This is a genomic window from Rhodococcus sp. BH4 (assembly GCF_002079265.1).
Classification (GTDB): Bacteria; Actinomycetota; Actinomycetes; order Mycobacteriales; family Mycobacteriaceae; genus Rhodococcus_F; species Rhodococcus_F qingshengii.
On record NZ_CP014941.1, the window covers coordinates 55714 to 74930 of the forward strand.

Genomic DNA, 19217 nt, shown 5'->3' on the forward strand with positions numbered 1-19217 from the left:
AGTCGTTCCCGAAAGAGCTGTTAGACAACGTATTCGGATACAGAGATGCCTCGGGTCGGCAGGGCGTTCCCTGCCCGGTTGGTGTAGTGCACCAGTCGGACAGGGAATTTCAGCGTTCGTCGTCGAGCGGGGCGGGTGTCGATTGTTCGAGCAGATCTCCCTCGGGCGCCGGCCATGGGGTGTCGAGTTCCGTGGTGAGGGCTTCGAGGTCGACGGCATCCACTGCATTCGGGTCGGCTGGGATGGTTTGTTCGAGGTAGTCGGTGTCGGGTGTCGCGTCGAGGGCTGAGCGAATGCGGTTGTCTTCCATGGCGGTGGCCCTTTCTCTGTCGGGCGATCACGGACGTTTCTCTGTGTCGTGTGTGTTTTTCCGGCGTAGGTGGGCGTTGTCTGCGCGTAGCCGGGTGTTGTCGCGGCGTAGTAGGGCGGTGCTGTCTTCGAGTTCGAGGACTCGTTTGATGCCGACGAGGTTGATGCCGTCGGCGATGAGTTCTGTGATGCGGCCCAGACGAGTAAGGTCCTCGTCGTTGTAGCGGCGGGTACCGCCGCGGGTGCGGGCGGGGGTGATCAGGCCGTACTGTTCGTAGAGTCGCAGCGTGCCGGCGGTGAATCCGGAGAGCTCCGATGTCACCGAGATCGCGTACAGGCCAGGGGGTTCGGCGATAGCGGGGTTGCGCGCCATGATGGTCCTCCCATCAAAGAAATTTCGATATCTGCGGGCAAGCTCTTGATCCGATGTGTGTTTGATGATATACCAAATCTACAGCATCTACTGTAGAAGTTCGGTGGATGCGGTGGTGGTAGTCAGTGAACGGTTCCAGTGACTTTTCCTGGAGGTGACCGAAAATGTTGATGCGCACCGATCCTTTCCGTGACCTTGACCGCCTGACCCGACAGCTGTTGGGTACTGCTTCGCAGCCGGCGGTGATGCCGATGGATGCATGGCAGGAAGGTGAGCAGTTCGTCGTCGAGTTCGATCTTCCCGGCATGGACCCGGATTCACTCGACCTCGATGTGGACCGCAACGTGTTGACGGTGCACGCCGAGCGGCCGGTTCGCGCCAGCGAGGCGGAGATGATTGCCGCTGAGCGCCCGCGCGGGGTATTCAGTCGTCAACTGTTCCTGGGCGAGAACCTCGACACCGACAATATCGAGGCCGGCTACGACGCGGGCGTACTGAGGTTGACGATCCCGCTCGCGGAGCGGGCCAAGCCCCGCAAGATCGAGATCAGCAGCGCCGGGAACAGCAACGGGAGCAGCAAGGAGGTGGGCCACAAGCAGGAGAGCAAGCAGCTCGATGCGTGAACAGCACGCCGGAACAGTCCGCAGTCCACAACAGCAGGTTTCGAGAGGGTGCAGCGACAATGACTGGGGTCGATGACGTCGAGATCGACCGCATCGCCGAGGATGAGCGTGAAGTAGCCGGCAGGGGTCGGCGCGGCGACTCGGAGTGGGAGAGGCTGGGTATCCGCCTCTGGCACGAACTGGAATATGCTGCCGTGGTGGAGGATTCGGATCGGATTCTCGCCGATGCGCTCACTCCGGCGGCGTGGGTGTTGCTCACCCGGATTGCCGGCTGCACCCTCGACCCCGGCTTGGTGGCCCCGCCGATCATGATGTCCCGGTATACGTATCGGGTTCCGGTGATGCGGCCTCGGGCGACCCAACGCTCCCCTCCACAGGGTTAGGGGCGTGGGCGGGTTTCTCGTTGCCCGGCCCTCGACGGCGCAGCGGGGGACCCTCGGGTGTGAGGACTTGCGGGCAGGGTCCGTGGGTTCTTGCGCGGTGGTTGCCGAGACGCTCACACACTGTGACGTCTTTTGCGAGTACCGAGCAGCAGCGGGTACAGGCCTTGGACGGTAGAAAGTGCGAGAGGTGTGACCGGCTCGGCAATCATCTTTTCCGGCGCGCAGCGTGAACGCATACCGTGCAGAGTTTCGTCCGAACACAATGTCTACGAGTTATTTTCGGTCTACCAGCTTCTTTCGACAGACGGCGAGGTTGCGTGATGGAACGGTACAGGTTCACGTTCGCGGACGGATCGACCGCCGAGGAGTTCTTCGATTCGGACAACGAGGCGATCGTGGCGGCGACGGCGGCCAACGGCGGTAGTAGTGGGGGATTGCATGTCCAGCGCTACGACCACCTCGGGGCGTTGTTGCCCACGAAACTGCCTCCCGGCGGGCACCGCGGCACATGGTGCCCGAAGATCGGCATGCCGAGCCCGGCGCTGGTGGCGGAGTCGACGGTCGATCCGACGTCGAAGCTGTGAAGGGTTTACAGGACCGTAGGCGGGGTAACAGGTGGTCAGAGGACATGAAGGAGTACTCGCATGGATGTCGATGACCTCGATGTGGTGGTGTGGCCGGAATCCGAGGAACGTGAAGCGTGGTGGCGTCAGGTCGTCACAGGGGGCAGCGCGGGTGCCGCGACGTCGACGATGACACCGAATCGGAGTATCGAGGACGCCTCTTCTCGGATTCTGCACGCTGCGTAGATTCGTCGAGAGCGCAATCCCACCCGCCATGGGCGGTGGCGTGTGTCCGCCGGTGGGGGTCGATAGTTCCCCGTCTGGAATCTATCGACGCCGTTGGCGGAGTGCAGTTGTGCGTCCTTCCCGTCGGCAAGGGCGTGCAGGGTCCGTCTGGTCGTTACTGACGAACGATCAGACGGACCTACCCGGCTCATGTCGTGTGGTCTGACGCCGTTCGGCCGAACCGCTTCTAATCTTCAATCCTCAATGTGTGAAGGACCTTTCAGATGAACGTTCAGACTTCGAGATCGAACTCGTGGCCGGCTGTGCACAGCGGTTCGATGAGTACTGCCGAGATCAAGGCTCGTATCGAGTCGATGTACGCCGACCGAGGCGCTCTCGTTCCGAAAGGCACCGGAACAAAGTCCTGAGTATCGGCTGGGACCGAGTTGGGAGCGGCAGTAGGTCGATCCGTGGCCGAGCCCCGGGAGTTCGCGGGTCAGGGTGCGGTGGGGAAACCGTAGCGGCGGCGCATGTGGGCGACGTCGTCGTCGGTGCACGCGGTGGCGGCGATCCATCGGCAGGCCTGCTGAGAGTCGGCGTGCGTCCCGGGCTCGGCTCTCACCGGCGATGCCGAGGTAGGGGCAGTGTTCTGCGGGTGCTGCGTACGAGGATGTTATCCAATCGCAGCTGCTGATTATCCGCGAGGCGAATTTTGTCGTAGAGCACAGTGTGCGGAGTTCCGGTCAGCGAGGTGTGACCGGTTGCGGGCGACCTTTTCGGGGGTTTCGCTGGGTGTGGGCGATTCGCCGGCTGCTGGTGACGGCAGCCGACGAATCGGGCGTATCCCGTTGGCTCGCGTCGTGTGGGATGCGCGCGGGCCGTTACCGGTTGGTGCTTGCCGGGAAGGGCCCTGTTCGGCGACTCGTTGCCTGGGCAGCGTTCCGCCGTCAGGGCGGATTACCCGGCAAGGCGGATGGTGAAACCGGTGCAGCGTCAGGACTGATGCGCGTACACGTCAGTTCTGTCGGCGGCCGCGGATTCTCCCGGGAGTGGGGGGCGGTGTTCGTTGACGATTGCCGATGCGCCGCGTGGACGTCGTCTGTGCGGGGTATGGCCATGGACAGGGGAAAGTCGGCGGGAATAGAGAAGGAGAGAGGGCCATGAGTGGGCTGGAATCCGGTGCGGCGACGGGTACACGGGACAAGGACTACAACTTGATCTGGTTCGTCGAAGCGTCGTTGAGTAATGCGTTGCGTATGCAGACCTACATCGACGATGCCGAGCGTGACGGGGACGGCGAAGTGGCCGATCTGTTCCGTAAAGCCCAGAGCGAGAGCCCCAAGGGTGCGGAGATCGGGAAGAAGTTGCTTCTCGACAGGCTCGCCCAGACTGCCGTATGAGTCTGGTTCACCGTGCGTTGGGACTGACTGACCCCACACGGTTGCCAGAGGGGAGATCGTGATGATCAATGTTGCAGTGCTGGTGATCGTGTTGTGTATAGGGTTGGCTGTCGTTGCGCGCCTGGACTTCCGGGAGCGCTGATCGGCTGGGTGTGGCGGATCCGAACTTCCGGTATGCGGTGGTGACGGTCGGGTCTTCGGGGGATGCAGCATCGCACTCGACTCGCAGCCGAACAACCTTTCGCCGGTTGAGGGATGCCTGTCGCAGCGTTCGGGGATAGGAGGCGCGGCGGTGCGTCGCCCGTTTCGGTGCGGTTGGCGACACCAAAAAGTGTTGGAGTGCGGTTTGTTCGGGTCAGGTGTCCACCGTCGTGAGTGACAGAGTGCGGGTGAGGGCCTGTGTGCGACTCACCGAACCGTTCGCCGCGTGGGGTAGTTACCGAGGGGCCGGCGGGCTGAAACATCGGCGGTGGTGTATTCGGATGCGTGATGCGTCAGCATCCGCGGTCTAATGGTGGTTGCGTGGGTGCTGTGGTTCGTCGGGTTGTTTCTCGGGGCGGCCGAGATGCAGTTGGTGTGCGAAGAGAAGTGGGTAGCAGCACCACAATGTGATTGCCAGAAGTACGGCGCAGCCGCCGGCGATCAGGCCTGTGCTTTTGTTGACGACTACATCGAAAGTCAGGGTGAGAACGCCAGTCAGTGCGCCGCCGAGTAGGAGAAGGCCGGTGACGGCGAATCGTTGACCCTGCTCGACGAGGACGGGGAGGGCGTGACGCCTGAAGAGTAGGCGGTGCATGGCGACAGGTGATACGAGCACGATCGTCGCTGCCGTAGACATTGCCAGCGTGATCAGATACAAGTCCTTCTCGAAAGCTTGTAGATCCGAGAAGCGTTGTTGGAAGGGCAATGTCAGGAGGAAGCCGGTGAGGATCTGCATGCCGGTCTGGACTACCCGGAGCTCTTGGAGGATGTGGGACCAGTTGCGGTCGAGACGTTGGGTGGGTGTCTCGTGGCGGACGCGATAGTTCCATTCTGAATCGGCGCGTGGCGGTGCAGTGGCCTCGGGACGCGGTTCGGGGCGTGGGCGTTGCGGCCGGGCTCCGTCGCCGGTTGGTGCGTGTCCGGTGCTCATCTGGGTGAGCTACCCGCTCAGTGCGTGCGGAAAACAGGCTTCCCCGTGCCACGCGCAGGGCTGGGCACCTGCCACGTGAAGGGTAGGCAGTGATTCCTGTGGTGAGTTGTTCGTTGGGATCGTCGTGTGGTTGAGGTAGCGGGTTTTCGCAAGCTGCCCGTATGGGGGCGTTGCTCTGGTAGTCCTATGGGAGAGCCCCCAGGTGATGGGTGTGCGCAGAGCCGAAGGAAGTCATCATGACGCTGCCTTCGCAGGACCCAATTCGTATGGTCCAGACCCGCATCAGCCTTACGGGCAATCGCCTCAACAGCCCTACGGTTCAGCAGCCAATGTGCCCGACTCCCTGACTTGATTACGGGATCACCGACCTGGGGTACGCCGATACGAAACAACGAGTTCGGGAGGCGCTCAACGGATGAAGGATGTCAGAAAGGCGATGACGGAGACAGAGTTGGTCGAGGAGCTGCATCGACTCGAGAATCTCACGAAACGAAACCGATGTGAGCAGATCCGGCTAGAGATCGTGCACGACGAATTGGTCGGTCGCCAGACCGACTATCGCCGAATGGCCAACAACCATTAGTACGGAGTTCGATAATCCGAAAGTACTAGCGCACAGACTATTTCATTTGTCGGCGGCGTACAGCTTTGCCTGATTACCCGAAAGGATTCAGGCAATGCATACCGATTGTGCGGTTTGTAATGGAAGGTGCGGGGCGGATAACTGGCCGCGCATCGAAAGAGGGTCATCTGAGTTGTGTGCTCAACGCAGATGGCGTTTCACTGCCCCGGCTCTGATGTGCAGAGCCGGGGTTACGGTTGCGGCACTGTCGAGCCGCCACAGCTGACCGTCCCTGCCGAGTGGTCCGTTCGGGGGCAGATCTGTTGCAGCTCGACAGAATCCCAGCCGTATCGTTCACCGATAACTTATATTATGTCATTCTATATATGAAAGTCGATGCACTGCAATGAAATACATCCACGGTGAACGTAAATCGTCAGTATCGAGTGTTGGCGCTACCAGAGTGAGAGCGGACGTCCCGCAGCCTCGGCCGCAGCGATATGCTCTTCGATGACATCGCTTCTTACGTGCTGTTCGATCCCGGTACGGATCGCGGTGGCGATGGCGCGAGTGCGACCCGCGGGTCCTCGAACGTCGGCGAGTGGGCTCGCGATGTTGCGTCGTCCTCGCCGACCCCAGGGAAGAAACGGCAGGCGACCAAAATGAAGGGCGACGGCGTATCCATGACCGAGATCGCCGAAGTGCTGAACACCGCCCGCAGTACTCTGTGCCGAAACCTGTAGTGGGAAACAACAGTCACGTTGCAATCGATCGGGCTACGACAATCGCCACCGCGATCCGCTCGGTGCCATCCCAAACCTGATACAAGCCAAACCCGGATATCGGACTTTCAAGCGCGAAGTCGCGTGAGCAATCAGTCGCTGCTCCTCTTCCGCATCCATACCCAAATCCTTCTCCGTCCAGGACAGAACCTCAATGGATCAGCGGTCACGAGCTACTGAGGCGGGGTTTGCGTAACGACGGAATTGGCTATCATTTCTTTGCTGCGGCGATTCTGAGTGGTCAGTTCAGTCGCGCACGGCCTGCCTTCCGGCTGTCGACTCGCCGGGGGTGGGCCCTTCCTCTGTACATCGAAATCGGACCCTGATCTCACCCTGAGGGCGGGGTCACCTTCGTTCGTTTGGTGGATTTCTGTCCAATTTGCGAGTTTGCCTGATGCTTGCCGAATACGTTCGATGAGTCGGATTCGATCGAGGGGTCGGAACCGACATGTAGTTGGTCATTCGTGTTGTGTGCTCAGCACGGGTGGCGTTCGATGGGAACCGGTCACAACTTGGCCAGGCCGGGTCCCCAACCTAGCGCCGGTCTGACCTGATCCCAGCCGTTGTATGGGGCACTGAGGATCCAGCCCTCGGTGGCGTACGGGTTCATCCACTTCGGGTGATGTCCGCTGGCGGTGTTGTCGCGACGATGGGGCGAAGAGTTCGCATTCTGAAGGTAAGGGATGGAGTCGGCCTGTGATTCATTCGTGCACATTGCCAATCTTGAACTCCGACCTGCGTTCTTGAATTCCGGCCTACGTTTTGTGTTCTCGATTCGGAACCGCCGACCGTCTCTTGAGGAGTCCTGATGCCCGCTGATTTCGCCGACCGCACCGATTTCGACAATGCCGGCCGTGGACTGGTTGCAACCCTCGAGCCCGCGCAGGTTCGCGCCGGCGACGGTCGGATTGTGTACGACGCAGCAGGATTCGCCCAGGCGACATCAGGAGATTGTCCTGACACAGTGAACCCCAGCTTGTGGCGTCAAGCGCAGCTGACTGCGATCCACGGATTATTCGAGGTCACCGGCGGCATTTACCAGATCCGCGGTTACGACCTGTCCAACATGACTCTCGTGGAGGGCGACACCGGCGTGATCGTGATCGATCCGCTCGTCTCCGCCGAATGCGCATCGGCCGGTCTGGCACTGTATCGAGAGCACCGTGGCGACCGCCCGGTCACCGCAGTCATCTATACCCATTCACACATAGACCACTTCGGTGGGGTGCTCGGCGTTGTCGATGCTGACACGACGGTGCCGATCATCGCTCCTGAACATTTCCTCGAACACGCGGTCTCCGAGAACGTCTATGCGGGCGGAGCGATGTTGCGGCGCGGGATGTTCCACACCGGCATCGTGCTTCCGGTAGGGGCGGACGGAACACTGGGCGCGGGCCTGGGGCCCAGTACGTCGACTGGAACCGTCGGACTCCTTGCACCGACGTTGGACATCACGCACACCGGCCAGGAAGAAACATTCGACGGCGTGCGCATGATTTTCCAAGTCACTCCCGGTACCGAGGCTCCCTCGGAAATGAACTTCTTTTTCCCCGACCACCGTGCATTGTGCCTGGCGGAGAACGCAACTCACAATTTGCATAACCTCCTGACGTTGCGTGGTGCGGAGGTGCGCGACGCCCGTAACTGGTCGCGCTACCTTGCCGAGGCAATCGAGATGTTCGGCTACGATTCAGACGTCGCCTTCGCCTCGCATCATTGGCCTACCTGGGGCACCGACAATCTGATCGGATACTTGACCGAGCAGCGTGATCTCTACGCCTACCTCCACGATCAGACGTTGCGCCAGCTCAATCAAGGTCTCGTCGGCAGCGAGATCGCCGAAGACTTCGAAATGCCGCCGGCCCTCGACGCGGCGTGGCACACCCATGGGTACTACGGATCAGTCAGCCACAATGTGAAAGCGATCTACCAGCGCTACCTCGGGTGGTACGACGGCAACCCCGCGCACCTCTGGCAGCACCCGCCGGAAGGAGCCGGTGCACGCTACGTCCGCGCGATCGGAGGCATCGAGGCGGCCGTCGCGCGGGCCCGCGAGTTCGCCGATGAAGGGGACTTACGCTTTGCCGCTGAGCTGGCAAGCCACGCGGTGTTCGCCGATCCGGGCCATGCCGGCGCGAAAGCGGTTCTGGCCGAAGCGTTGACACGTCTTGGTTACGGTTCCGAGTGCGCAACGTGGCGAAACAACTATCTCGTCGGGGCCAGCGAAGTCGATGGTCCGCCGCACCCCGCTGAAGTCAGCGCCGCCGGGATGGCGTCCGCGCTCACCATCACCCAAGTCTTCGACAGTGTTGCCATCCGGATCAACGGTCCGAAGGCGTGGGACACGACAGCGACGATCCGCTGGCACTTCACCGACGTCGACCAGTCGTATCGAATGGAGCTTTCGAATGGCGTACTGATCCATTACCCCACGGGGCGGTCCGATCCGGCTGATCTCGTAGTGACACTGACGAAGTCGCAGCTGCTCGGTCTGCTGTCCGGCTCTGGTAGCGACGGTATCGCGATGGACGGGGACGCTACGACGATCAGCAGAATTGTTGCCCTGACCGACCGACCAGATCCTGCATTCCCGATCGTCACGCCATAACGCACGAACATTACGAGCCGGATTTCTTTTGGCGAATACGCCAACCACCCCGCTTACTATCTCGCCTACCGAACTGCTTTGGGCGCGCCGCGAAGTACGGGCCCCGAATCGGCGTGGCTCGCGAGAGCTATCGCAGGAACGTGGTGCTAGCGGCGTGCATCAGCCATGCCCTCGCCACCGAAATCACAGCGACACCTGCTGGCGGCGGTCAGCGCATCCGTGGGCGTCGATTCTGCGGGTCGCTCGATGTCCACAACAGTTCCGATTGCGGGCAACGGCTTAGCCGAAGTAACTTTCGGTGACTAGACGGCTCCCGAATGGGTAGACATCAGTACGGGGATAACGCAACACCATGTCCAGCTCGGCGCTAGTGCGGCATTCGAGGCCCAAAGGAAGGCAAAATAGCCACTCCAGCCGTCGAATTAGCATTCGAAAACCCGGCGTAGATGACGCTCTGGCGCCAAATGAGCAGGGGCATAGCGACTGTCGATCACGGTCTTCATCCGCGCCGTCGCGAGGATTTCTATTTTGAGGTGAGAGTTGACGGCATGCATCAAAATCGTCCGGCGCGTTTCGACGGCGTGTTTGCGCTGTCAGCGGGAAGCCTCTCCGGTGTGGTTGTCGGCGCCATGAGTAGCAGCCTTTGGGAGGGGATCTCCACCGGTTCCGCGATTGCCGCAGCCTTTGTACTGGCACGCCTGCTCATACGGAGTTTACCCTGGCCATCGTTGACAGCGGGGGCGTAATCTTCGACCGTTCATCGGTACCGTTTGTCGGATTGGGAGGGATGCAAGCCGAAATCGGGTGGCTCACCCTCGCGCACGAAGTGACCGCCCGCGAAGCTGTCGCCCATGCTCGCCGTCGCGACCCGCCGCGCCTAGGACGCCGGACAGATCGCACCCTCACGGGTGAATCGGGTTTACGGCCGAGTCGAGCGCGCCGCCGCACTGCACGGAATCCGATTCCGATGGTGAACGCGCCGAGGGCAGAGACGATGGTGGATCCGCAGATGTTCACCGGATGCGTTCTCGCGGGATGCCCGAATATCGTGGCCGAGGACGGAGAAATCTGCTCGCAGTGCCGCCGCATCTTCGGCGACATGATCAGGCCCGTATCCGAGCGAGAGTGCACCGAGACCACCGAACCCCACGGCCCGCCGCGACCGGAGCGCAGTTGTTGACCCGACGCAATCAACGGTGCTGGTTGTGCGAGCAACGCCGCACCTGTACCCGGGTCGGTGGGCAGTGGGAGTGCTGCGACTGCACGCGGCCGGTGGAAAGGTGACGCCTGCCCGGCGGCCGGCCACCTTCGGTGTCCCCCGACATGAACTCCGCTGCGCTCCGTTCTGTGAAAAAGCATTGATTTGTTTCTCCTTCTGGCCTTCCGATTCTCGTCGGCGGTGACCTGCGCGCAACCCCTGGCGGCGCAAGCGCCGGCCGATGGCTCCGAGAAATTTTCGCCACTCGCAAGCTCCCGTCAAAATTTTCTCGGCCCAGGGGTGGCACTCCAGCCCCCTCATGCCGACGCGATTCTCCTTTGCCAGAAGGCGAAAAAAATTGGCGGGGCACGAGGCCCGGTCACTTTCACAGCAAGGGGAACGACATGCAGAACATCCGTTTGAGGACCGCCACCGACGTCTTGGCCGCAATCCCGGCGTTGCTCGGATTCGTCCCCGTCAGTTCCGTCGTGATGATCGCTCTCACCGGATCACCGGCCATGCTCGCGTTCGCTGCGCGCACCGATGTCATCGGTGCCGATGCGGCAGCCGACTACAGCACCGCACTCGAGCAAGCCGCAGCCACGTCGGTTATCTGGGTTGTCGTCGGCGCCGGTCCGGTGGCAGCCGCCGGACTCGATCAGATCGAGGCAGCTCAGCGCGAGCTCGACAGCAGGGGAATCCGCAGCGTCCGCACCCTTTTCTCGGAGTCTCTTGAGGTCGGAGCGGGGTGGTTCGACACCAACGGCGAGGTGCCTGATTAGCACTGCATGTCCTGCGTCTCATGCCATTAGTTGCCCTTTCGTGGGTTCGCTTCGGCCATGGGCCGGGCATCTTCGTTTCGTCCGTGTTGGCTGACTGGGTTAGGTGACCATTCAGAAGTCGTTTGTCCGAAATGTCGTCCCCATCGGGGACGCCTCAACCCCGAGACTTCAGCGCCGCCCGCGCGGCATTGAACCCACCCATCCCGTGAACCCCGCCGCCCGGCGGAGTTGCGGACGAGCAGAGGTAGACGCCCGGGGCGCCGGTGGCATAGGGGTCCAGTCCGAACCGGGGGCGCGCGATGATCTGCCGCGCAGTGTTCGCCCCCGCGGAGATGTCGCCGCCCACATAGTTGGGGTTGTACGCCTGCATCTGCGGCACATTGCGCACGTGGACGCCCACGATCCGCTCCCGGAACCCCGGCGCAAAACGCTCGATCTGACTCGTGATCGCATCGGTGGCGTCACCCGGATAGCCATGCGGCACATGCGCATACGCCCAGACCGGGTGGATGTCTCCCACAGATCGGGAGGGGTCGGCCAAGAACTGCTGGCCCAACAGAATGAAGGGCTTGTCCGGCATCTGACCCCGCACGGTCTGACATTCGACAGCAGCAGTTTGCGAAATCGTCCCGGACAGGTGCAGGGTGCCGGCCTTGCGGGCATGCGGATTCGTCCACGGCACGACGCTTCCGTCGGAATCACCACGCACGGCGTAGTCGACCTTGTAGGCGGCGGTGCCGTAGCGGAATTTGCGGTAGGCCCGGGCGATGCGGTCGGGCTGCCGGCCGTCGAGCAGGCGCCCGGCCGCATCGGGGGCGATGTCGAGCATGACGATGTCGTAACCGGCGATCTGGGAGTAGTTGGTCACCCAGTTCCCGGTTTCGATGGTGCCACCGAGGCTGCGCAGGATCGAGGCGAGCGCCTCCGCAATTGATCCTGAACCCCCTTGCGCCACAGGCCAACCGTGAGCATGGGCTCCAGCAGTGAGCATCGAGCCGACAGCGCTGGCCAGGGGAAGGGTGAGCGTCCCGAACATGTGCGCCGCGACGCCACCGAACAGTGCCCGGGCTTGTGGGGTCTTGAACATCCGAGCGAAACCCGTCGCGGGAAGCAGAGCGCCCGTCCCGAAACGGGCGAGCATCAGCGGGTGCTTCGGGACGTGGACGATCGGCTGGAAGACGTCCTGCACCAACTCGTCGAAGTTCTCGGAGAGGTATCCGAAGACGTCGAGCCACCTCTTACCGTCGACACCCAGTCCCTCAGCGGTCCGGTTGATATCGCGCCACAGAACCCCGGCGGTGCCGTCGTCGAGTGGATGGACCAGTTGGATCTCGGGCCACAGCCACGTCAGGCCGTGCTTGGCGAGCCCGAATTCGCGGTCGAGGGCCTTGAAGTAGGGAGACGCCAAAGCTGTGGGATGGAAGGCGGAGCAATCGTCGTGGACGAGTCCGTCGACTATGTATTCGCTGCTGCGGGTACCGCCACCGATCTTGTCCGCACCCTCGATGACATGGACGTCGATTCCGGCGCGGGCGAGTTCGATCGCCGCCGCGAGACCGTTGGGGCCACTGCCCACCACTACTGCTGTTGTCATTTGCGCTTCGCCACCCGTCTTCTCAAGGGTGAGCCTACGGAAATTACAGCGATGGCATTCTGCGAGCGAACAATTCAGGCCTAGACCTTGGTTGATCGATCAACTTTTGTTACAGTTCGAGGCGCACTGGCCGCAGCTGATTCTTATCGCTGCGGCCAGTTGTTGCATTCATCGCCCATCGCGCCTGTTTCCTGCGGATTCGGTATCCTGTGAATCGGAACTTCTCTGCACAGACGCAGCTCCGAAATCTGTCGAGGGGCCTTCTGGCTCCCTGCATCGCCGCAGTTCAGAGCAATTATAGGGCTACCTTAGTTGCGCCCGTGCCGGGGTTCTGAATTATCGTTTTCGTTACACGGTTGACTCACAAAAGTTTCAACCGACCGAAGACTCACGTCGCCGGGTGCCAGAACGCACACCATCGCGTCTGCGCAGGGCGGCTACTTCGGTGGTACCGAACACATCGTCGTGTCGGTGCTTTGAAGGACTTGCATTGCAAGTTGATGGCCATCAGCGCTGCTGGTCGTCGGTGCATCTTTATGGCATACGAAGGCTGGGTATGAAGCAACTTCCAGGCCCCCAGGGCCTCTATCACCCGTCCAATGAGCACGACTCCTGTGGAGTCGCATTTGTTGTCGACATGCATGGTCGCCGCAGCAGGGACATCGTCGAAAAGGCGATCACCGCTCTGGTCAACCTCGAGCATCGCGGCGCTGCCGGATCCGAACCCAACACGGGTGACGGTGCGGGCATTCTGCTGCAGGTTCCCGACAAGTTCTTCCGAGCTGTCGTGGACTTCGCGCTGCCCGCCGAAGGCGCGTACGCAACCGGTATCGCATTCCTCCCGCAGGGCGATGCCGATGCACACGAGGCTGCTGCTGCAGTCGAGAAGATCGTCGTCGAAGAGGGCCTGAAGGTTCTCGGCTGGCGCGAGGTCGGAACCGACGACTCCTCGCTGGGCGCACTGGCGCGCGACGCGATGCCGACGTTCCGTCAGATCTTCATCGGCTCCGAGGGTGACAAGTACACCGGCATGGATCTCGAGCGTCGTGCATACGTGGTGCGTAAGCGCACCGAGCACGAACTCGGCTCCGAAGGCGCCGGCAAGGGTGGCCCGGGTAGCGAGACCGTGTACTTCCCCAGCCTGTCCGGCCAGACGTTCGTCTACAAGGGCATGCTCACCACCCCGCAGCTCAAGGGTTTCTACCTCGACCTGCAGGACGATCGTGTCGAGAGCGCACTGGGCTTGGTCCACTCGCGCTTCTCCACCAACACGTTCCCGTCGTGGCCGCTGGCGCACCCGTTCCGCCGGGTCGCTCACAACGGTGAGATCAACACCGTCACCGGCAACGAGAACTGGATGCGCGCTCGCGAGTCCCTGATCGACAGCGACGTCTTCGGTGGCCGCGAGAACCTGGACAAGATCTTCCCGATCTGCACCCAGGGCGCCAGTGACACCGCTCGTTTCGACGAGGTGCTCGAGATGCTGCACCTCGCCGGCCGCAGCCTGCCGCACGCAGTTCTCATGATGATCCCGGAAGCCTGGGAGAAGCACGAGAGCATGGACCCCGCTCGTCGGGCGTTCTACGAGTACCACTCGGCTCTCATGGAGCCCTGGGACGGACCGGCGTCGGTGTGCTTCACCGACGGCACCGTCATCGGCGCCGTGCTGGACCGCAACGGTCTGCGTCCGTCGCGTCTGTGGATCACCGAAGACGGCCTCGTCGTCATGGCGTCGGAGGTCGGCGTTCTGCCGATCGATCCGTCCACCGTTGTCCGCAAGGTCCGCCTCCAGCCCGGCCGCATGTTCCTCGTGGACACCGCGCAGGGCCGGGTCATCAGCGACGAGGAACTGAAGAACGAACTCGCTGCCGAGCACCCGTACCAGCAGTGGATCGACGAAGGTCTGATCCACATGGACGACCTGCCGGACCGTCCGTACACGTACATGTCGCACGAGCGCGTCGTGCTGCGTCAGCAGCTCTTCGGTTTCACCAACGAAGAGGTCAACCTGCTGGTCAAGCCGATGGCACTCTCCGGTGCCGAGGCACTGGGCTCGATGGGTACCGACACTCCGATCGCCGTGCTCTCGTCACGTCCGCGGATGCTGTTCGACTACTTCTCGCAACTCTTCGCCCAGGTCACCAACCCGCCTCTCGACGCGATCCGTGAAGAGGTCGTCACCAGCCTCGGCGCGACCATCGGACCCGAGGGCGACCTGCTGCACCCGAATGCGGACTCCTGCAAGCAGATTGCGCTCCCGCAGCCGATCCTGCACAACGACGATCTGTCGAAGCTCGTTCACGTCAACGACGACGGCGAATTCCCGGGCTTCCGCAGTGTCGTGATCCGCGGCCTGTACCCGGTCAAGGAAGGCGGCGACGGTATCCGTCGTGCGCTCGAGGGCATCAAGTACCAGGTCTCGCAGGCAATCGAGGGCGGCGCACGCATCGTCGTGCTCTCGGACCGTGAGTCCACCGAGGACTACGCACCGATCCCGTCGCTGCTCCTCACCTCGGCTGTGCACCACCACCTGGTTCGTGAGAAGTCGCGCACCAAGGTCGGCCTCATCGTCGAGGCCGGCGACGCCCGCGAGGTGCACCACATGGCGCTCCTCATCGGCTTCGGTGCCGCAGCGGTCAACCCGTACATGGCTTTCGAGACCATCGACGAGTTCCTGCAGAATGGCGAGCTCGAGGGTCTGACCCTCGAGAAGGGCATCGCGAACTACATCAAGGCCGCCGGCAAGGGTGTCCTGAAGGTGATGTCCAAGATGGGCATCTCGACGCTCGCGTCGTACACCGGTGCTCAGCTGTTCCAGGTCATCGGCCTCTCGCAGGAGCTGACGGACGAGTACTTCACCGGTCTGCAGTCGCAGCTCGGTGGCATCGGCCTCGACCAGATCGCAGCCGACGTCCAGGCACGTCACGCCGTCGCATACCTCGATCGCCCCGAAGAGCGCGCTCACCGCGAGCTCGAGGTCGGCGGCGAGTACCAGTGGCGTCGTGAAGGCGAGTACCACCTGTTCAACCCGGACACCGTCTTCAAGCTCCAGCACGCAACTCGCACAGGTCAGTACGAGGTGTTCAAGGAGTACACGACCATGGTCAACGACCAGTCGGAGCGCCTTGCCGCTCTGCGTGGTCTGTTCGACTTCAACATCGGCAAGCGGCCGTCGATCTCGATCGACGAGGTCGAGCCGGCCAGCGAGATCGTCAAGCGTTTCTCGACGGGCGCGATGAGCTACGGCTCCATCTCCGCCGAGGCTCACGAGACTCTCGCCATCGCGATGAACCGTCTGGGCGCCCGCTCCAATTCCGGTGAGGGCGGCGAACATCCGTCGCGCTTCACGCCGGACGAGAACGGCGATCTGCGTCGCAGTGCCATCAAGCAGGTCGCGTCGGGACGCTTCGGTGTCACCTCGCACTACCTGAGCAACTGCACCGACATCCAGATCAAGATGGCGCAGGGAGCCAAGCCCGGTGAGGGCGGCCAGCTTCCGGCTCACAAGGTGTACCCGTGGGTGGCCGAGGTTCGGCACTCCACGCCTGGCGTCGGCCTGATTTCGCCGCCGCCGCACCACGACATCTACTCGATCGAGGATCTCGCTCAGCTGATCCACGACCTGAAGAACGCCAACCCGCAGGCCCGCATCCACGTGAAGCTGGTCTCCGAGGTCGGCGTCGGAACGGTCGCGGCCGGTGTCTCCAAGGCACATGCCGACGTCGTTCTGATCTCCGGTCACGACGGTGGCACCGGTGCCACCCCGCTGACCTCCGTCAAGCATGCGGGCGCACCGTGGGAACTCGGCCTCGCCGAGACCCAGCAGACGTTGCTGCTCAACGGTCTCCGTGACCGCATCGTCGTGCAGGTCGACGGCCAGCTCAAGACGGGTCGCGACGTCGTCGTCGCTGCCCTGCTCGGCGGCGAGGAGTTCGGTTTCGCCACCGCACCGCTGGTTGTCTCGGGCTGCATCATGATGCGCGTCTGCCACCTCGACACCTGCCCCGTCGGTGTCGCGACGCAGAACCCGTTGCTGCGTCAGCGTTTCAGTGGCAAGCCGGAATTCGTCGAGAACTTCTTCATGTTCATCGCCGAAGAGGTTCGCGAGCTTCTCGCGGAACTCGGCTTCCGCACGCTGCTCGAAGCCGTCGGCCAGGTCGACATGCTGGACACCACGCGCGCTCTCGATCACTGGAAGGGAAGCAAGGCAGGCAATCTCGATCTGTCGCCGATCCTCACCCAGGTCGAGTCCGCGTTCATGGACCAGGACGTCCACTGCACCGGCACGCAGGATCACGGTCTCGACAAGGCACTCGATCAGCAGTTGATCGTCTCGGCCCGCAACGCACTCGACAAGGGTGAGGCGGTCTCCTTCGAGTCCGCGATCACCAACGTCAACCGCACGGTCGGCACCATGCTCGGCCACGAGGTCACCAAGGCGTTCGGTGGAGAGGGCTTGCCCGAGGGCACCATCGACATCACGTTCACCGGTTCCGCCGGTAACAGCTTCGGTGCTTTCGTGCCCAGCGGTATGACCCTGCGCCTGCACGGCGACGCCAACGACTTCGTCGGCAAGGGCCTTTCGGGTGGACGCATCGTCGTACGCCCGCCGCTGGATGCAGCGGAAGGCTTTGTCGCCGAGGACAACATCATCGGTGGCAACGTCATCCTGTTCGGCGCCACCAGCGGCGAGGCTCTGCTTCGCGGTGTCGTCGGCGAACGCTTCGCAGTCCGTAACTCCGGCGCCACTGCCGTCGTCGAGGGTGTGGGCGATCATGGTTGCGAGTACATGACGGGTGGAAAGGTGGTCATCCTCGGAGCCACCGGACGTAACTTCGGCGCCGGCATGTCCGGTGGCGTCGCGTACATCTACAACCCCGACAAGGCATTCGAGAAGAACCTCAACACCGAACTGGTGGACCTCGAGGATCTTTCGGGCGACGACTTCACCTGGTTGAAGGGCGCCATCGAACGTCATCGCGACGAAACCGGCTCCGAGGTTGCCACGCGCATCCTCGCTGACTGGTCGCAGCAGGTGGGTCACTTCGCAAAGGTGATGCCCCGCGACTACAAGAAGGTTCTTTTGGCCATCGCGGCCGCAGAGAAGGATGGCAAGAACGTGGACGAGGCAGTTATGGAGGCAGCTCGTGGGTGATCCAAGCGGCTTCCTGAAGCACACGTCGCGCGAACTTCCGGTTCGCCGGCCGGTGCCGTTGCGCCTGCTCGACTGGAAAGAGGTCTACGAGGAGTTCCCGAAGGAAACCCTCAAGACCCAGGCCAGCCGTTGCATGGACTGCGGAATTCCTTTCTGCCACAACGGTTGCCCTCTCGGAAACTTGATTCCCGAGTGGAACGACCTGGTCTACAAGGACCACTGGCACGACGCCATCGAGCGTCTGCACGCGACCAACAACTTCCCGGAGTTCACCGGTCGTCTGTGCCCCGCACCCTGTGAGGCGTCCTGTGTCCTGGGCATCAACCAGGATCCGGTCACCATCAAGCAGGTCGAGGTCGAGATCATCGACAAGGCCTTCGACGAAGGGTGGGTCAAGCCGGTTCGCGCCGCGCACGCCACCAACAAGAAGGTTGCGGTTGTCGGCAGTGGTCCGGCCGGTCTGGCTGCAGCGCAGCAGCTGACCCGCGCCGGTCACGCAGTGACGGTCTTCGAGCGGGCAGACCGCATCGGCGGCCTGCTGCGCTACGGCATCCCCGAGTTCAAGATGGAGAAGCGGCACATCGACCGCCGTCTCGAGCAGATGGAAGCCGAAGGCACCGTCTTCAAGACCAACGTCAATGTCGGTGTGGACATCACCGCGGACGAGCTGCGTGAGCAGTTCGACGCAGTGGTTCTGGCCGGCGGCGCCACGGCAGCTCGCGATCTTCCGATCCCGGGCCGCGAACTGGACGGCATCCACCAGGCGATGGAGTTCCTGCCGATCGCCAACCGCGTGCAGTTGGGTGACCTCGACGCTCCCACCATCACCGCTGAGGGCAAGAAGGTTGTCATCATCGGCGGCGGCGACACCGGAGCGGACTGCCTCGGCACCTCGCACCGTCAGGGTGCGGCCAGCGTCCACCAGTTCGAGATCATGCCGCGTCCGCCGGAGACTCGCGCCGAGCAGACTCCGTGGCCGACGTACCCGCTCATGTTCCGCGTGGCTTCGGCTCACGAGGAGGGCGGCGAGCGTCTGTTCTCCGTCAACACCGAGAACTTCGTCGGTGAAAACGGCAAGGTCACCGGACTCAAGGCTCACGAGGTCGAGATGAAGTCGGGTCGCTTCGAGAAGGTCGAGGGCTCGGACTTCGAGCTCGAAGCCGATCTCGTGCTCCTGGCCATGGGCTTCGTCGGTCCCGAGAAGCCGGGTCTGCTCACCGATCTCGGTGTCGACTTGAACGAGCGTGGCAACGTCGCCCGCACGTCGAAGTGGAACACCAACGTCGACGGCGTGTTCGTGGCCGGCGACATGGGCCGCGGTCAGTCCCTGATCGTCTGGGCCATCGCCGAGGGACGTTCCGCAGCAGCCGCTGTGGACACCTACCTCGAGGGTGTCACGGCCCTTCCGTCACCGATCCACCCGACAGCGGCTCCGCAGCGCTAGAGGCTCTCACCAAGCCGCACCCCACCGCATTCGGTGGGGTGCGGCTTTGTTTCTGCAAGCAATTCGCACGATCTGTAACAAACC

18 protein-coding genes are annotated in these 19217 nt (G+C 62.6%); 13 read left to right on the plus strand and 5 right to left on the minus strand.

Annotated elements, in window-relative coordinates:
- Positions 1-109: 109 nt before the first annotated feature.
- Both A0W34_RS00295 and A0W34_RS00300 read right to left on the minus strand, forming a co-directional pair.
- The gene (locus A0W34_RS00295; protein ID WP_042445278.1) at positions 110-310 is read right to left on the minus strand and encodes a hypothetical protein; all 201 of its coding nucleotides are present in this window, start codon (positions 308-310) and stop codon (positions 110-112) included.
- Between the two features lie 27 nt (positions 311-337).
- Complete coding sequence (locus tag A0W34_RS00300; protein ID WP_054781737.1) at positions 338-682, minus strand: MerR family transcriptional regulator; 345 nt, start codon at positions 680-682, stop codon at positions 338-340.
- Between the two features lie 164 nt (positions 683-846).
- Here A0W34_RS00300 and A0W34_RS00305 point away from each other — a divergent pair, with 164 nt between their 5' ends.
- The 5 genes from A0W34_RS00305 to A0W34_RS33045 all read left to right on the plus strand — a co-directional run bounded on the left by A0W34_RS00305 (position 847) and on the right by A0W34_RS33045 (position 2904).
- On the plus strand, positions 847-1305 hold the full coding sequence (locus A0W34_RS00305) for an Hsp20/alpha crystallin family protein (protein ID WP_058036959.1): 459 nt from the start codon (positions 847-849) through the stop codon (positions 1303-1305).
- Positions 1302-1688 carry a hypothetical protein gene (locus A0W34_RS00310; protein ID WP_058036960.1) on the plus strand — a complete coding sequence of 129 codons (387 nt, stop codon included), beginning with the start codon at positions 1302-1304 and terminating at the stop codon, positions 1686-1688. Before A0W34_RS00305 ends, A0W34_RS00310 begins: the two co-directional genes overlap by 4 nt.
- A 320-nt stretch (positions 1689-2008) precedes the next feature.
- Positions 2009-2272: a hypothetical protein gene (locus A0W34_RS00315; protein WP_054781739.1), complete on the plus strand. Its 264-nt coding sequence runs from the start codon at positions 2009-2011 to the stop codon at positions 2270-2272.
- 60 nt (positions 2273-2332) lie between these two features.
- Positions 2333-2497 (plus strand): hypothetical protein, encoded by a 165-nt coding sequence (locus A0W34_RS32670; RefSeq protein ID WP_156423042.1) that lies wholly within the window; start codon positions 2333-2335, stop codon positions 2495-2497.
- A 263-nt stretch (positions 2498-2760) separates the two neighbouring features.
- The gene (locus A0W34_RS33045) at positions 2761-2904 is read left to right on the plus strand and encodes a hypothetical protein (RefSeq protein WP_164490684.1); all 144 of its coding nucleotides are present in this window, start codon (positions 2761-2763) and stop codon (positions 2902-2904) included.
- A 68-nt stretch (positions 2905-2972) separates the two neighbouring features.
- On the opposite strand, the gene A0W34_RS33600 is transcribed toward A0W34_RS33045, so the two are convergent.
- Positions 2973-3098: a hypothetical protein gene (locus A0W34_RS33600; RefSeq protein ID WP_256082775.1), complete on the minus strand. Its 126-nt coding sequence runs from the start codon at positions 3096-3098 to the stop codon at positions 2973-2975.
- Between the two features lie 538 nt (positions 3099-3636).
- Here A0W34_RS33600 and A0W34_RS00325 point away from each other — a divergent pair.
- Positions 3637-3876 (plus strand): hypothetical protein, encoded by a 240-nt coding sequence (locus tag A0W34_RS00325; protein ID WP_042445260.1) that lies wholly within the window; start codon positions 3637-3639, stop codon positions 3874-3876.
- Between the two features lie 508 nt (positions 3877-4384).
- Here the strand turns inward: A0W34_RS00325 and A0W34_RS00330 are convergent.
- Positions 4385-5008, minus strand: a complete 624-nt coding sequence (locus A0W34_RS00330) for a DUF6328 family protein (RefSeq protein WP_223304630.1) — start codon at positions 5006-5008, stop codon at positions 4385-4387.
- A 415-nt stretch (positions 5009-5423) separates the two neighbouring features.
- Between A0W34_RS00330 and A0W34_RS32675 the strand changes: the two genes are divergently transcribed.
- The 5 genes from A0W34_RS32675 (at position 5424) to A0W34_RS33060 (ending at position 10940) form a co-directional block, all read left to right on the plus strand.
- Complete coding sequence (locus tag A0W34_RS32675; protein WP_156888899.1) at positions 5424-5591, plus strand: hypothetical protein; 168 nt, start codon at positions 5424-5426, stop codon at positions 5589-5591.
- A 479-nt stretch (positions 5592-6070) separates the two neighbouring features.
- Positions 6071-6313 (plus strand): hypothetical protein, encoded by a 243-nt coding sequence (locus A0W34_RS33050; protein ID WP_198035678.1) that lies wholly within the window; start codon positions 6071-6073, stop codon positions 6311-6313.
- Positions 6314-7160: 847 nt separating this feature from the next.
- Complete coding sequence (locus A0W34_RS00345) at positions 7161-8960, plus strand: alkyl/aryl-sulfatase (RefSeq protein WP_063315320.1); 1800 nt, start codon at positions 7161-7163, stop codon at positions 8958-8960.
- 787 nt (positions 8961-9747) lie between these two features.
- A complete protein-coding gene (locus A0W34_RS33330; protein WP_054781538.1) occupies positions 9748-10140 on the plus strand; it encodes a hypothetical protein in 393 nt (130 codons plus the stop codon).
- A gap of 422 nt (positions 10141-10562) precedes the next feature.
- Positions 10563-10940 (plus strand): DUF4192 family protein, encoded by a 378-nt coding sequence (locus A0W34_RS33060; RefSeq protein WP_064688044.1) that lies wholly within the window; start codon positions 10563-10565, stop codon positions 10938-10940.
- A 154-nt stretch (positions 10941-11094) separates the two neighbouring features.
- On the opposite strand, the gene A0W34_RS00365 is transcribed toward A0W34_RS33060, so the two are convergent.
- A complete protein-coding gene (locus A0W34_RS00365; RefSeq protein WP_081557161.1) occupies positions 11095-12534 on the minus strand; it encodes a phytoene desaturase family protein in 1440 nt (479 codons plus the stop codon).
- A gap of 556 nt (positions 12535-13090) precedes the next feature.
- Between A0W34_RS00365 and gltB the strand changes: the two genes are divergently transcribed.
- Positions 13091-17689 (plus strand): glutamate synthase large subunit, encoded by a 4599-nt coding sequence (gene gltB, locus A0W34_RS00370; RefSeq protein WP_042453347.1) that lies wholly within the window; start codon positions 13091-13093, stop codon positions 17687-17689.
- Positions 17682-19133, plus strand: coding sequence for a glutamate synthase subunit beta (locus A0W34_RS00375; protein WP_003943594.1), 1452 nt, complete (start codon positions 17682-17684; stop codon positions 19131-19133). Before gltB ends, A0W34_RS00375 begins: the two co-directional genes overlap by 8 nt.
- Positions 19134-19217: the final 84 nt, after the last annotated feature.